Origin of the sequence: Neisseria sp. (genome assembly GCF_030523955.1) — a bacterium.
In the GTDB taxonomy this organism is placed as follows: Bacteria; Pseudomonadota; Gammaproteobacteria; order Burkholderiales; family Neisseriaceae; genus Neisseria.
Genome location: NZ_JAUNHL010000011.1, coordinates 1 through 14,438, shown reverse-complemented (window position 1 = coordinate 14,438; position 14,438 = coordinate 1). Strand labels below are relative to the sequence as shown.

Below are 14,438 nucleotides of genomic sequence, written 5' to 3'. Positions count from 1 at the left end.
AAGTGTAACCACCTTACCTGACGGACTCTACATAAGACTGCACGGTTACCACGGTATTTTCATTCTGCCCCCAAGCGCGTGCGGTGACGCGGAACAGCAAGGTGTTACCGTTAAGACCACTGGTATTGTTTATGTATTCAATAATATAACGTGCATTTTTAGCTGCACCGGCGGTAGTGTAAGTACGTCCGTTATTTTCCAGACAGGATGCGTTATTACACAAGCGGGTCCAAGCATTGTCATTGGATCCACCTTCAATCGTTAGCGTGCCTTCATTGGTACCCACGGTAGTAGTGTTCTGACGGGCTTGGCTACATAAACCGTCGGTGCAATCGACGGTGAAGGTTGGGTTGGTAAAGGAAGCAATATCACTTTCCCCCTGGCGCAGTGCCGCCTCGGCAGTCGCCATTGCCATTTTCCGGTCGGCATCATTACTGCTGATACGCAATTCGGTATTATAGGTTTGGGTAGCGGCAACAGCCAAAAATGCGATGATGATCATCACGATCAATACGATAAAAAGTGAGAAGCCACGTTGCCCGTTGGGCAGAGCGTTCATTATTGGCTGATGCTGCGGTCTGCGCATAGGTTTCCTCCGCGAATGTTTGCGTTAATATTATAGATAAATACTTGGCCGGCACTGGCTGAAGCGTTGACTTTTTCGCGTGCATCAATGGTGTTGCCATTTAATTGCAAACGGATGGAAGCCAAAGGCCGGCTACGGTCGGTAGGTTGCAGGCTGCTGAAAAACGAGAAGGTTTCTTCTTGGGTGGAAGAGGCGACCGAGCTATCAATGGTAGGGCAGCCGTTTACATAACCGTATAAAACATTCATTGAGTTAATACCGCCGATCAACAGCTGGGGATCCGTCCAGCTGCCATTGGGTTGCAATTGGAAGCGGTATAAACCTTGTTCGCCACCGTTGGGCGTACCGACTACATACAGATTAACCACATAGCGCAAAACCATTACTTCGGCGAGTTTCTGGCTGCTGCTTAAAGTTAGGCCGCTAAAAGTGGCTGTACCGGAAGTAGTTGAAGTGGTGCCGGCATAAACCTGATCCAAAACATCGCAACTGCTAACGATTATTGGCGAACCATTGGACAATTCGCTGGTGTCGCTATCGGTATTGATGGAAACCGAATCGGTAGTCAGATTGCTTACGGTAGGCGAGCCGACGCCGTATTGGAAAATTATGGCTTCCGAATTGGGAGTGAAGTCGGAAATACCGGTTGTGCCGAAGTTGGCTTGGGCAACAGATTTCACGCCTTCTTCAAAGGTATTACTGCCGCTGCTAAAGCGTAGGGATAACGCCGGATTGGTAGCGGCGCTGGCAGGGGTGGTTTGGGTGATTGTGCCGCTGCTGTTATTGAGATTAAAACAGCCGAAGCTGCCGGCCATACGGGAGTCGCGGACAATCATATTGGCTGTATTGCGGATATCTTGCTGGATATTTAGCCTGCCGCCGGCAACGTCATTGACCTTGCGCGCGGCATAATAACCGGATCCTACTGCTACCAGCACAATCATGCTCAACAAGCTGGCCACTAAAAATTCGATAACCGAGAAACCTTGCGGTTTTTGTTGATAGGTCGAGTGGTAAAAACGTTTTTGGGAATGTGTGTTGCGTTTCATATCATTATTAATCCGTAATTCGCGCTTGATAGGTGTAAACCGCCCTGTCACCGTTCATTGTGATGCCGCTGGCGTTGTTGTTGTTTCCTTTATCGGTAGCAACCTGCCAGATAACCTTAACCATGGTAGTCGAGCCGTTGTTGTCGCAATTCCAAGCAATGTTCGTGCCGGTAGCAGTGGGTGCGGCGCCGCTAGAATCTACACAGATGGTTGAATTGATATGGGTGTTGGGCATTCTGCTAGTTAAGGCCTGTCTGAATTCATTAATCTGTGCGTCGGCCAGCGCTTGTTTGCTCATGGAGGTACTGCTTGCAGAAATGGTACCGCTGGAATTGTTTCTATTGATATAAGCGGCATAGCTTTTCTTGGTCCAGCCTGTTGATCCTGAAGTGTTATCCGCACTTAAAGTGGGATTGGCCAACATGCCTTCGATCAGGTTTTGGACTTCTTGGGAAACGATGGTTTGCTGTTCGGCTTCGCGTACGCCGGCTGCGGTGCGCAACTGGGTGGCGAGCAAAACCAATACGCCCAAGCCTAGAATCAGCATGGAAACCAGAACTTCGATGATGGTCATGCCGTGTTGTTGGGCGACGGGGAAATGGCGGGATGGGTGGGCAAAGGGTACCGCGCAATGTTTTTTTATTTTATTCATTATAAATACTCTGCATGGGGTTGAACATGTCGGAGAGGTTTAAGGTTTGGTTGAGGTGGAAGTAGCGTAAGCGCATTCGCCGCTGGTGCTTCTGACTTTGTCGCGTGCACAAGAAGTTACCCGGCCACTGTTGTCCAACAGTAGAACCACCGCACGCCGTGCTTTGGCATCGCCGCCGTTTTTATCGGTTAGCGTGATTTTGATTTTGCTGTCGGCGCGAGTGGTTGTGATGATGCCGTTACTGCTGGTGGCGCGATAGAATGATCCGTCCGGGCGAAAAGCCAAGGCGGTGGTATTGGTGTTGCGCAGTGAAAATTCGATGTTCGATTGGCCCGCTGTATTCAGAATAGCGGTGCGCAAGGGCAAATCTTTGCCTTCTTCGAATTTTTGATCGCCGTTGCGGTCGGCAAAGGCCGCGTAGCCTTCCGTATTTGAAGTAGAACAATAATTGTTGGATTTGCCGTTATTGGCGATGTCAACCGGGCAAACATAAACGGGAAGATTGAGGCGAACGGATTCCGCGCGCGCAAGCCGCAGTAAATTAATCAGTTGCTCGCTTTTGGCGGAGACGCGACGGTAAGCCAACCAGTCGCTCATGGTAGGATAGGCGATGGCGGCCATGATGCCGGCTATCGCGAGAACCAGCAATAGTTCGACCAATGTGAACCCTTGCGGTTTATGCGGTGGGAGAGACATGAGTAATACCTAACGTTTTGGAGGGCAATGTGATAAGTATGCGTCTGATGGTTAAATGCCTGTCTGAAAATACTGGGATTTGCAGCAGAACAAACTTCGGGGCAGTACTTATTCGTTATTAAATTTTTGCTATTGTAATCGATAGTGCTTTAGGGTAAGCGATTACAGCTGAATTTTTCCTATATTTACGATATTCGCATTAAGATTTGTCTTAATCTTCCATCATCATGCCGTCGGGGATGTAGGCGGCATTATCAAATTTGGTGAACTGGCCCATCCAGGTTAATACCACTTTTCCGGTGGGGCCGTTACGGTTTTTGCCGATGATACATTCTGCCATGCCTTTGAACGGGGATTCGGCATTGTAGTATTCGTCGCGGTACATAAACATAATCAGGTCGGCATCTTGTTCGATGGCGCCGGATTCGCGCAAATCGGACATCATCGGGCGTTTGTCGGTACGCGATTCGACGGTACGGCTCAATTGCGACAGCGCAATGATGGGTACTTGTAATTCTTTCGCCAAGCCTTTGAGCGAGCGGGAAATTTCGCCCAATTCGGAAGCTCGGTTGTCGCTACGGCCGGAGCCTGACATCAGTTGCAGGTAGTCGATGACGATCAGGCCGAGTTTGCCGCCGAATTGGCGGGCCAAACGGCGGGCGCGGGCGCGCAATTCCAATGAGGTAAGGCCGGGGGTTTCATCGATAAACATCGGCGCTTCGGAAAGTTTGTTTACTGCATCACTCAAACGGCCCCAGTGTTCGTCTTTCAGCAAGCCGGTTTTCAGTACGCTCTGGTCGAGGCGGCCGATGGAGCCCAGCATACGCATAACCAGTTGTGCACCGCCCATTTCCATGGAAAAAACGGCTACCGGCAATTTTCCTTCAACCGCCACATGTTCCGCAATATTGATGGAAAAAGCGGTTTTCCCCATCGACGGGCGGCCGGCGACGATAATCAAATCGCCCGGCTGCAGGCCGGAGGTTTTTTTGTCGAGATCGATAAAACCGGTGGCCACGCCGGTGACGCCATCGGGGTTGTCGCGTTGGTACAGCATATCGATGCGGTTGACTACTTCGCGCAATAAGTCGGGCATGTTCATAAAGCCTTGTTTGGCTTTGCTGGTACTCTCGGCGATTTGGAAAACTTTGTTTTCCGCTTCGTCGAGCAGTTGCGCCGCATCACGCCCTTGCGGGTTATAGGCGTTGCGGGCGATGTCGGTGCCTACTTGTGCGAGTTGGCGCATTATCGAGCGCTCGCGCACGATTTCGGCATAACGGCGGATGTTGGCGGCCGACGGGGTGTTTTGTGCGAGGGTAACCAGATAATTGAAACCGCCCGCGGCATCGAGCTCGTCTTTGCCGGCCAGCGCCTCTTGTACAGTGATGATGTCGGCAGGCCGGTTTTCGTTGATGAGGGAGGCGATGCTGCGGAAAATCAGCCGGTGTTCGTGGCGGTAGAAGTCTTCGCTGCCCAGTACGTCGGCGATTCTGTCCCATGCTTCGTTTTCAAGCAGCAGGCCGCCGAGAACCGATTGCTCGGCTTCCATTGAGTGCGGCGGCAGCGCCAGCGCGCTGGTTTCGGCATCTTCGGCGTAATCGGCAGGATCAATCATGGTGTGTGTTTCTTTCTTAAATTCGAATGCGCGAGTGCCGGAATGATGGGGCACAGGCGCTTATTATAACTTTTCGTTTGCTACTTATAAAATAAGTTTTATTGGTCTTTTGCGGCCAAACTAGGTAGAATCAAGGGCGCTGTATCAACAGCAATACACCACCATAACAGGAGTTGATTCATGGAACACAAATTACCCGAACTGCCGTATGCTCTGGATGCGCTGGAGCCGCACCTGTCTAAAGAAACGCTGGAATACCACTACGGCAAGCACCACCAAACCTACATCACCAATTTGAACAACCAAATTAAAGGCACCGAGTTTGAAAACGCTTCTTTGGAAGAGATTGTGAAAAAATCTTCCGGCGGTGTGTTTAATAACGCGGCGCAAACTTGGAACCACACTTTCTATTGGTTTGGCTTTACACCCAAAGGCCAAGGCAAGCCTTCCGGTGAGTTGGCTGCTGCAATTGATGCCAAATGGGGCAGCTTCGAAAAATTCCAGGAAGCATTCAACGCCTGCGCGGCCGGTACTTTCGGTTCGGGTTGGGCATGGTTGGTGAAAACGCCGTCCGGCGAATTGGATCTGGTGTCTACCTCTAACGCCGCTACCCCGCTGACCACCGACAACAAACCGCTGCTGACTTGCGACGTATGGGAACATGCTTACTATATCGATTACCGCAACAGCCGTCCGAACTACCTGAAAGGTTTCTGGGAAATCGTAAACTGGGACGAAGTGGCGAAACGCTTTGCCGCATAAGTTCGGTTAAACGCAATCCGGAATCCGGCATCCGCCCGAATTTGATTCGGGCGGATTTTTATGACTTGTTGATATCAAATGCCTGTCTGAAAACATTTCAGACAGGCATTTTTGCGATGCGTTTAATATTGGGTAGTTATTTTTTCAATGCAAGACATTTCGTTTAATCTCCATAGACTGAATGTAAAAACAAGTCGCTATTACGGTCGGTACACACTTTAAAATAAAGAAAATAAAAAAATTGATAACCGCATCTCTTTGAAAATCTTCTATATTTCTTGGGGTATTTGTTGCCTCAAATAGTGAAAAAAAACAAATATAAGCTAATATAAATATTAAAATGGCATAAGAAATAGCAGATATTTTATTTATACTGACACTTTTCCCTATATTATTTGAATAGAAATTTTTTTCAATTAATTGGCTAACATTATTAGGTAATCCACAAATAGCATACTTCAAAACTGAAAAGCAAAAAAACACAATTGAATAAAAGCTTAACATATCAAATAGCCATTTGTTTTGACTTGTCCCTCGTATTGTTTTTGAATATATAAAAATACCCTGATAACCTTCAGGAACAAAAAACAAGCTAATTAAAATAAGTAAAGGGAGAGCAAAATAAGTAGTTATAGGGAAAAAACTATATTTTTAAATATTAACAGCATAGCTTGGTTTGTATCTTTCATTACTATTAATAACCTCCAAACAATAGGGGCTGACTAGATTATCCCTAAATATCACACCAAATATGCAGAATTTTAACCGCTTTTTTGGTGTACCAAAGTGAAAATGAAATTCACATTCTTTCAAGAATATAAATAATCATATTTATTCATACATTTCATTGTTATCTTTTTTTGTTAAAAATACATAAAAATCAATGTCACAGCCAAAATTTAAAATAAATAAGATTTTAGATAATGAGATTTATTTTTTTACCACATCCTCACATCATCTACCGATAGATGTTATAGAGTTGTATGTTCTTTATTTGTTATGTCCATAAAGAGCATTGTTTTTATTGGTCTTGGGTAGGTAATCTTGTTTTTCTTGATAAAGGCCAACGCAAAATAGTGTGAAACAAAACAAAATTTAAAATATTTTCTGCATTAATATCAGTAACTTAAATATAAATTAAATAAATTTGATTCCTAATTAAATTGAAGATTCAAGAAAATATTGATTCAGTCTAAACTTGTTCAAAGAAGCAGCAACACTATAAATTATTATATTAAAGTTTAAGAAATAAACTATTGAAATGGGTGGATGTTTTGATTTTTGTTCAACACTAAATTGACGATTATCATTGGAATGATTTTGGAGATAATGATTGATAAACTGTTGTAGGAATTCGCCGGCTTGTTCGCTACAGATTGAGAAAAATAAGCTTGCAAAACCTCAATAGGCCACTACAAATTCAGCCTGTACCAAGCCCGCCAAATCCAGCGCCAGCCGGTCGCCGGTGTGCAATTCACCTACGCCGGAAGGTGTGCCGGTGAACACCACATCGCCTTGCTTCAGGCCGTAGCTTTCCGCTAGCTCACGCAAAATGGCGGCAATCGGGTAAATCATCATCGAAGTTTGGCCGCGTTGGCGGATTTCGCCGTTGATTTGGAAGGTAAATACGCAATCCTGCGGCTGGGTTAATTTATCCGCCGCGATAAAGCCGGAAAGACAGGCCGCGCCGCGGAAGCCTTTGGCTTTGGTCCACGGCAGGCCTTTTTCTTTCAGACGGCTTTGTATGTCGCGGGCGGTTAAGTCTAGGCCGATGCCATAGCCGGCGATGATGCCGCTTATATCATCGCCATTTAAGCCGTCGCAATCTTTGCCGATTAACAGCACGAGCTCGCATTCGTAATGTACCGATTGACTGTACGCAGGCAGCTTGATGCTTGCACCGTTGTTGAGAATGCTGTTGTTCGGCTTCATAAATACCACCGGCTCGGTGGGTGTTTCGTTTTGCAGTTCGGCAATGTGGTCGACATAATTGCGGCCGATGCAGTAAATATTGTTTACGCGCACGGTTTGGTTTTCGAAGTTTACTTGGGTCATGGTGGCTCCTGTTGGGAACGGAATCGGGTAAAGCAATGCCTGTCTGAAAATATAATAAAAGGTTTTTATATTTTCAGACAGGCATTTGTGGCGTAAAAGGCAACGTTTTTATGCTTTTAACGCAGCCAGTACTTTTGCCGCCACTTCGTTGAACGCCACGCTTTGGGCTTCGCTGTCGGTACGGCGGGCGTATTCTACCGTGCCTTCTTTCAAGCCTCGGTCGCCGATAACGATGCGGTGCGGGATGCCCAGCAATTCGGAATCATTCAGCAACACGCCGGCGCGCTCGTCGCGGTCGTCCAGCAAGGCATCAACACCTTGTGCCATAAGCTCGGCGTAAATCCGATCGGCTGCTTCGCGCACGGCATCGGATTTTTTATAGTTCATCGGCACAATCACCACTTGGAACGGCGCCATGGCTTCGGTCCAGATAATGCCGCGCTCGTCGTGGTTCTGTTCGATGGAGGCGGCGACAATGCGGGTGATGCCGATGCCGTAGCAGCCCATTTCCATGATTTGCGCTTTGCCGTTGTTGTCCAAAAAGCTGGCGTTCATGATTTCTGAATATTTATCGCGCAATTGGAATACATGGCCGACTTCGATGCCGCGCGCCAGTTTCAGCGTACCTTGGCCGTCGGGGCTGGGATCGCCTTCCACGACATTGCGCAAGTCGACAAATTCCGGCTCGGGGCAGTCGCGGCCGAAGTTAAAGCCGGTGTAGTGGTAGTCGTCTTCGTTGGCGCCGATGACGGTATCGGCCAGTTTTTCGGTAGCGTAGTCGGCATAGACTTTGCCTTGGAAGCCTACCGGGCCCAAGGAGCCGCCGTTGGCACCGAATTTTTCTTGAATCAGAGCAGGGGCGGCCATGGTGAGCGGGGATTTGATGCCGGGCAGTTTTTCGGCTTTGATGTCGTTGAAATCGTGATCGCCGCGCAACAGCAGCAATACGATTTCGCCTTCTTCTTCGCCTTCGACCACGATGGATTTCAGTGTACGCTCAATCGGGATGTTCAAAAACTCCACCAAAGCAGCAATGGTTTTTACTGCGGGCGTGTGCACTTTGGTCAGCGTTTCGCTTGCCGGTGCGCGTTCGCCTTGCTGGGGCAGGGTGGCGGCCAATTCCACGTTGGCGGCGAATGAGGAAGCGTCGCTGTAGGCGATGACGTCTTCACCGCTGTCGGCCAGTACTTGGAATTCATGCGAGCCGGTGCCGCCGATGCTGCCGGTGTCGGCCGCTACCGGGCGGTAGTTCAGGCCCAGGCGGTCGAATACGCGGCAATAGGCATCGTACATATCGCGGTAGGTTTGTTCCAACGATTCATAATCGGCGTGGAAAGAATAGGCATCTTTCATTACAAATTCGCGGGCGCGCATCACGCCGAAACGCGGGCGTACTTCATCACGGAATTTGGTTTGGATGTGATAGAAGTTTTTCGGTAACTGTTTGTAGCTCGTGATTTCTTTGCGCACGATGTCGGTAATCACCTCTTCGCAGGTGGGGCCCATGCAGAAATCGCGCTCGTGGCGGTCTTTGATGCGCAGCAATTCTTTGCCGTAAAACTCCCAGCGGCCGGATTCCTGCCACAATTCGGCAGGCTGGATTACCGGCATCAGCAATTCCACACTACCGGCTTTGTTCATCTCTTCGCGCACGATGTTTTCCACTTTGCGCAAAACGCGCAAGCCCATCGGCATCCAAGTATACAGGCCGGAAGCCACCGGTTTGATCAAGCCGGCGCGTATCATTAATTGGTGGCTGGGCAGGGTGGCTTCGGCCGGGGCTTCTTTTAAGGTGGAGATGAAAAAATGGCTGGCTTTCATAATGATTTCGTCGATTAATAGAAATAGTGGGTTGGAAAAGATGCGGTATTGTACCGTGAAACGATGGGCTCGGGCAGCTATCTGCCTGTTCTTTATATCCATGACCAGTGTCGAACGAATACCGAAGCAGGTAAAAATATTCAGACAGGCATCGTTTGGCAGAAAATACTGCCTGAATTTATTATCAGAAAATTAAATGATGCACATGAAGACGTTGCGTTTTACCGCAGGTTTGTCAAGCAGATATTTTCCCTTTTAAATCAATGTTTGTATTTTAAGTATTTGTTTTTAATAATATAAATTATTGCTTACTTTTTGAGCAGCAACGGAGCGGCGCTTGCTTTGGCTGGCATTTTTACATTTATACTCGTGTTATGCACAAAGTTATCCACAGATAATGTGTATGCTTTTTTAACGCCTTTATGCGGGAGCGGAAAAAGTTGGTTACGGCATTATTGCACTGCCCTTCAGGTTTTTTGCAAAGTCCCCGGCCTTATGAATAGGCGGCGGATAAAATCTAAGGTAATATACAGCATATTTTCCTATTGATTTCAGACAGGCATTTATCCTTTGCGGAATGCCTGTCTGAAACCGTTTAAACCATTTAAACCATTTGACGAAACCACCATGAAAACTGCCGAATTACGCCAAAAATTTCTACAATTCTTTGAATCCAAAGGACACCAAATCGTCCGCTCTTCTTCGCTGGTGCCGCACGACGACCCGACGCTGCTGTTCACCAACGCCGGCATGAACCAATTTAAAGACGTGTTCCTCGGCTTCGACAAACGCCCCTACACCCGCGCCACCACCGCACAAAAATGCGTGCGCGCCGGCGGCAAACACAACGACCTTGAAAACGTCGGCTATACCGCCCGCCACCACACTTTCTTTGAAATGATGGGCAACTTCTCGTTCGGCGACTATTTCAAACACGACGCCATCAAATTCGCCTGGGAATTCCTCACCAGCCCCGAATGGCTGAACCTGCCCAAAGAAAAACTGTTGGCCACCGTTTATGCCGAAGACGATGAAGCCTACAACATCTGGCTCAACGAAATCGGCCTGCCCGCCGAAAAAATCATCCGCATCGGCGACAACAAAGGCGGCCGCTACGCCTCCGACAACTTCTGGCAGATGGGCGACACCGGCCCCTGCGGCCCCTGCACCGAGATTTTCTACGACCACGGCGAGCATATCTGGGGCGGCCCACCCGGAAGCGCCGAAGAAGACGGCGACCGCTTTATCGAAATCTGGAACAATGTATTCATGCAGTTCAACCGTGACGAAGCGGGCAATATGAACCCGCTGCCCAAACCCTCGGTGGATACCGGCATGGGCTTGGAGCGCATGGCCGCCGTGATGCAGCATGTGAACAGCAACTACGAAATCGATCTGTTTGAAAACCTGCTCAAAGCCGCCGCCCGCGAAACCGGCGTGGCATTCAGCATGGATATTCCCAGCCTGAAAGTGATTGCCGACCACATCCGCGCCTGCTCCTTCCTGATTGCCGACGGCGTGATGCCGGGTAACGAAGGACGTGGTTATGTGTTGCGCCGTATCATCCGCCGCGCCGTGCGCCACGGTTACAAACTCGGCCAGAAAAATGCCTTCTTCTACAAACTGGTGCCCGATTTGGTGAAAGAAATGGGCGGCGCTTATCCCGAGTTGAAAGAAAAGCAAACCCAGATTATGGAAGCGCTGCGCGGCGAAGAAGCACGCTTCGGCGAAACCTTGGAAAAAGGTATGGGGCTGTTTAACCAAGTATGGCGCGGCATGCAGTTCCTCAAACTCGAAAGCCTGCTGCCTGTGGACGGCGTAGGCGAACCCTTGAAGCTGAAAACCGCCGACGGTATCGAGTTTACTGTTGCCTCGCGCCAAAACGCCGACCAAAAAATGATTGTGGTGCGCAAACAAAAAGCAGGCCGTCTGAACGAAAGCGAAAGCTTCGGCTTGGCGCAAGTGCTGGAAAAAAGCGAAACCGCGCCCGAAGACCGCCCGTTTGCCGAAGCGCTGGAAGCGTATGTGAACGAAAACATCGCCAACAGCAAAATGATTCTTTCCGGCGAGCATATTTTCAAACTCTACGACACCTACGGCTTCCCCTACGACCTGACCGCCGACATGGCGCGTGAATTGGGCATCGAGCTTGACGAAGAAGGCTTCAACCGCGAAATGGAAGCCCAGCGCGCCCGCGCCCGCGCCGCACAAAACTTCAAAGCCGACACCCAACTGGCCTACGAAGGGCAGGACACCGAATTCACCGGCTACATCGAACGCCAAACCGAAGCCAAAATCCTCGCCCTCTATAAAGGCAGCGAGCCGGTAGAAGAATTGGCCGAAGGCGACAGCGGCGCCGTGGTGCTCGACCGCACCCCGTTCTACGCCGAAAGCGGCGGCCAAATCGGAGACGTCGGCTATATTTTTGCCGGCGGCAACCGTTTCGAAGTGCGCGACACGCAAAAAATCAAAGCCGCCGTACACGGCCAGTTCGGCATCGTGGTTTCAGGCCGTCTGAAAGTGGGCGACAGCATCACCGCCGAAATCGACAACGACATCCGCAACGCCAATATGCGCAACCACAGCGCCACCCACCTGATGCACCAAGCCCTGCGCGACGTGCTCGGCAGCCACGTCGAACAAAAAGGCTCGCTGGTAACCGCCGAAGTCACCCGCTTCGACATTTCCCACCCGCAAGCCGTGAGTGCCGAAGAAATCGCCGAAGTCGAGCGCCGCGTGAACGCCGCCATTCTCGCCAACGTCGAAGTGAAAGCCGCGTTGATGAGCATGGAAGACGCACAAAAAACCGGCGCCATGATGCTGTTTGGCGAAAAATACGGCGACGAAGTGCGCGTGTTGCAGATGGGCGACTTTTCCACCGAATTGTGCGGCGGCACCCACGTTTCCCGCACCGGCGACATCGGTCTCTTCAAAATCATCAGCGAAGGCGGCATCGCCGCCGGTATCCGCCGCATCGAAGCCATTACCGGCCTGAACGCCCTCAAATGGGCGCAAGGCCAAGAGCGCTTGGTGCGCGACATCATCGGCGAAGTGAAAGCGCAAACCGAAAAAGACGTGTTGGCCAAAATCCAAGCCCATGCCGCGCAAAGCAAAGCATTGGAAAAAGAATTGGCCAAAGCCAAAGCCGAACTGGCGGTACACGCCGGCGCCAAACTGCTGGACAACGCAAAAGATTTAGGCGCGGCCAAACTGGTGGTTGCCCAAATCGACGCCGAAGCAGGCGCCCTGCGCGACATCGTTACCGACCTTACCGGCAAATCCGACAACGCCGTGATTCTGCTGGCAGCGGTAAACGACGGCAAAGCATCGCTGTGCGCGGGGGTGTCCAAGCCGTTGACCGCCAAAGTGAAAGCCGGCGATCTGGTGAAATTTGTTGCCGAACAAATCGGCGGCAAAGGCGGCGGCCGGCCGGATTTGGCACAGGCCGGCGGAACCGAAGTGGATAAACTGCCCGAAGCGCTAAACAGCGTGGCAGATTGGGTCAGCGGCAAGCTGGCTTGATTGGGTGATTGAAAATAGGCCTGTCTGAAACGGTTTCAGACAGGCCTATGAGTTTATTTATAGTCGATTCAAATAAAATGTCCGATATAGCGTGGACGTTTTCGTCCGCTTTTTATGTATGATTCTGGATATTTTGCGGACGAGGACGTCCGCGCTCCAATCTCGGAGTTTTATTTTAAATCTACTATAAATAATGGAATTTTTATAGTATTAATCCGCTATAGCGAATCGATTGAAGAGAAAGTATAGTTGGTTAGCGGATTAACTTAACTTTCGCTACGGCGTTGCTGCGCCTTGCCGTACTACTTGTACTGTCTGCGGCTTGCTGCCTTGTATCGAAAATTAATTAAATCCGCTATATTAAGCCATTGGTTTCTCTGTAGATTAAAATTTCTGTTTGAAAATAAACTTGCGAGGTTTAGCAAAGCTAAAACTTTTCAGACAGGCATTTTTCATTAAGAGTAAACCTGAGCGAAAACTTTTTTGTCACTCAGACGGCAGACCCTTGAGTGGCAATAAATTTTGGGATGTCCGAACCAGGCCGGCGAGTATGGAGGACAGATTTAAAAACGGCTTTGCAAAAAGCTTTCGGGTGGTGTCGGCTAACGCTTCTCGTCGTTTTCGTTATCATCATCCCGATCGTCGTCGTTTTTATCATCTTCATCGTTCTGTTTATCGTTGCCGCGATCGTTATCGTCGTCATCGCGATCGTTGCCGTTCCTGTTGTTGCTTCTATTATCTTCGTCTCGATTGTTGCCGTTCCTGCTGTCGTTCCGGTTATCGTCGCCGCGGTCGCTATTCCGGTTGTTGTCGCGCTTATCATCATCGCGCTCGTCGTTATCGCGGTTGTCGGTTTGTTCGTATTGCGAATCGCTGTCGCGCTCGTTTTCGCTCTCGCCGCAAGCGCTGAGGCTGAATAGGGCGGCAAGGCTGAGTAGCCAGAATTTTTTGCTTGATTTCATTTTGCTTCTTTCTATTAATGATGAACGTTGTTTCGTTGTGATAAAAACGGCTTGGAAAAGTTCTTGCTTTACAAAACACTTCGCAAGCCTGTGGGCGACACATCCTAAATTTGATAAGGGCATCATAGCTTGAATTTCACATATTTTCGATATATAGCGGATTTAATTAATTTTCGATACAAGGCAGCAAGCCGCAGACAGTACAAGTAGTACGGCAAGGCGCAGCAACGCCGTAACGAAAGTTAAGTTAATCCGCTATAGCAGATTTAATTAATTTTCGATACAAGGCAGCAAGCCGCAGACAGTACAAATAGTACGACAAGGCGCAGCAACGCCGTAGCGAAAGTTAAGTTAATCTGCTATATAAGGTAAAACCGTTGTGTCAACAGCCCTTAGACTGTGCATTCGTATTGCGAAATCGTTTTCCAAAGAAATGCCTGTCTGAAAAATATTTTTTCAGACAGGCATAGTTTTGATTTTCTAATCTACCTTATTGAAATTAATGTTCATTAAAGCTAGGGTCTATTGTCAACAGACCCTAGGGTCTGTCGACAATTAACGCAACGGCGGTGTTTTTGGCCAAAAAAACCCGTCTGCGGCGTTAAAAATGCTCGCAAGGTGTTCAACCTTGCTGTGCTTTTTGCCTTGCATACGCGGTTTTTGCCCTTGAATTGACAATCTAAGTGCAACAAATGCGAAGAGGTGCCCATAAAGCAGT

The 14,438-nt window shown here is 49.1% G+C and carries 10 protein-coding genes; 2 read left to right on the top strand and 8 right to left on the bottom strand.

The genetic code is table 11. From position 1 onward, the window contains the following. Positions 1-13: 13 nt before the first annotated feature. The 5 genes from Q4C79_RS03535 to dnaB all read right to left on the bottom strand — a co-directional run bounded on the left by Q4C79_RS03535 (position 14) and on the right by dnaB (position 4,598). The gene (locus Q4C79_RS03535; RefSeq protein WP_303089656.1) at positions 14-559 is read right to left on the bottom strand and encodes a PilX N-terminal domain-containing pilus assembly protein; all 546 of its coding nucleotides are present in this window, start codon (positions 557-559) and stop codon (positions 14-16) included. Next, positions 559-1,635, bottom strand: coding sequence for a PilW family protein (locus tag Q4C79_RS03530; RefSeq protein WP_303089655.1), 1,077 nt, complete (start codon positions 1,633-1,635; stop codon positions 559-561). Before Q4C79_RS03530 ends, Q4C79_RS03535 begins: the two co-directional genes overlap by 1 nt. A gap of 7 nt (positions 1,636-1,642) precedes the next feature. Then, complete coding sequence (gene pilV / locus Q4C79_RS03525) at positions 1,643-2,287, bottom strand: type IV pilus modification protein PilV (RefSeq protein ID WP_303089654.1); 645 nt, start codon at positions 2,285-2,287, stop codon at positions 1,643-1,645. A gap of 39 nt (positions 2,288-2,326) precedes the next feature. Further along, a complete protein-coding gene (locus Q4C79_RS03520; protein WP_303089653.1) occupies positions 2,327-2,983 on the bottom strand; it encodes a GspH/FimT family pseudopilin in 657 nt (218 codons plus the stop codon). A 211-nt stretch (positions 2,984-3,194) separates the two neighbouring features. Next, a complete protein-coding gene (dnaB, locus tag Q4C79_RS03515) occupies positions 3,195-4,598 on the bottom strand; it encodes a replicative DNA helicase (RefSeq protein WP_303089652.1) in 1,404 nt (467 codons plus the stop codon). 180 nt (positions 4,599-4,778) lie between these two features. On the opposite strand from dnaB, the gene Q4C79_RS03510 reads away from it, so the two are divergent. Further along, positions 4,779-5,360 carry a superoxide dismutase gene (locus Q4C79_RS03510; protein ID WP_303089651.1) on the top strand — a complete coding sequence of 194 codons (582 nt, stop codon included), beginning with the start codon at positions 4,779-4,781 and terminating at the stop codon, positions 5,358-5,360. 1,401 nt (positions 5,361-6,761) lie between these two features. Here Q4C79_RS03510 and Q4C79_RS03505 read toward each other — a convergent pair. Further along, entirely contained in the window at positions 6,762-7,415 is a 654-nt protein-coding gene (locus Q4C79_RS03505) for a fumarylacetoacetate hydrolase family protein (RefSeq protein ID WP_303089650.1), read from the bottom strand. Between the two features lie 108 nt (positions 7,416-7,523). Next, positions 7,524-9,236 (bottom strand): proline--tRNA ligase, encoded by a 1,713-nt coding sequence (locus tag Q4C79_RS03500; RefSeq protein WP_303089649.1) that lies wholly within the window; start codon positions 9,234-9,236, stop codon positions 7,524-7,526. A 627-nt stretch (positions 9,237-9,863) separates the two neighbouring features. On the opposite strand from Q4C79_RS03500, the gene alaS reads away from it, so the two are divergent. Then, on the top strand, positions 9,864-12,758 hold the full coding sequence (alaS, locus tag Q4C79_RS03495) for an alanine--tRNA ligase (RefSeq protein ID WP_303089648.1): 2,895 nt from the start codon (positions 9,864-9,866) through the stop codon (positions 12,756-12,758). Between the two features lie 602 nt (positions 12,759-13,360). On the opposite strand, the gene Q4C79_RS03490 is transcribed toward alaS, so the two are convergent. Then, a complete protein-coding gene (locus Q4C79_RS03490; protein WP_303089647.1) occupies positions 13,361-13,720 on the bottom strand; it encodes a hypothetical protein in 360 nt (119 codons plus the stop codon). Between the last annotated feature and the right edge of the window lie 718 nt (positions 13,721-14,438).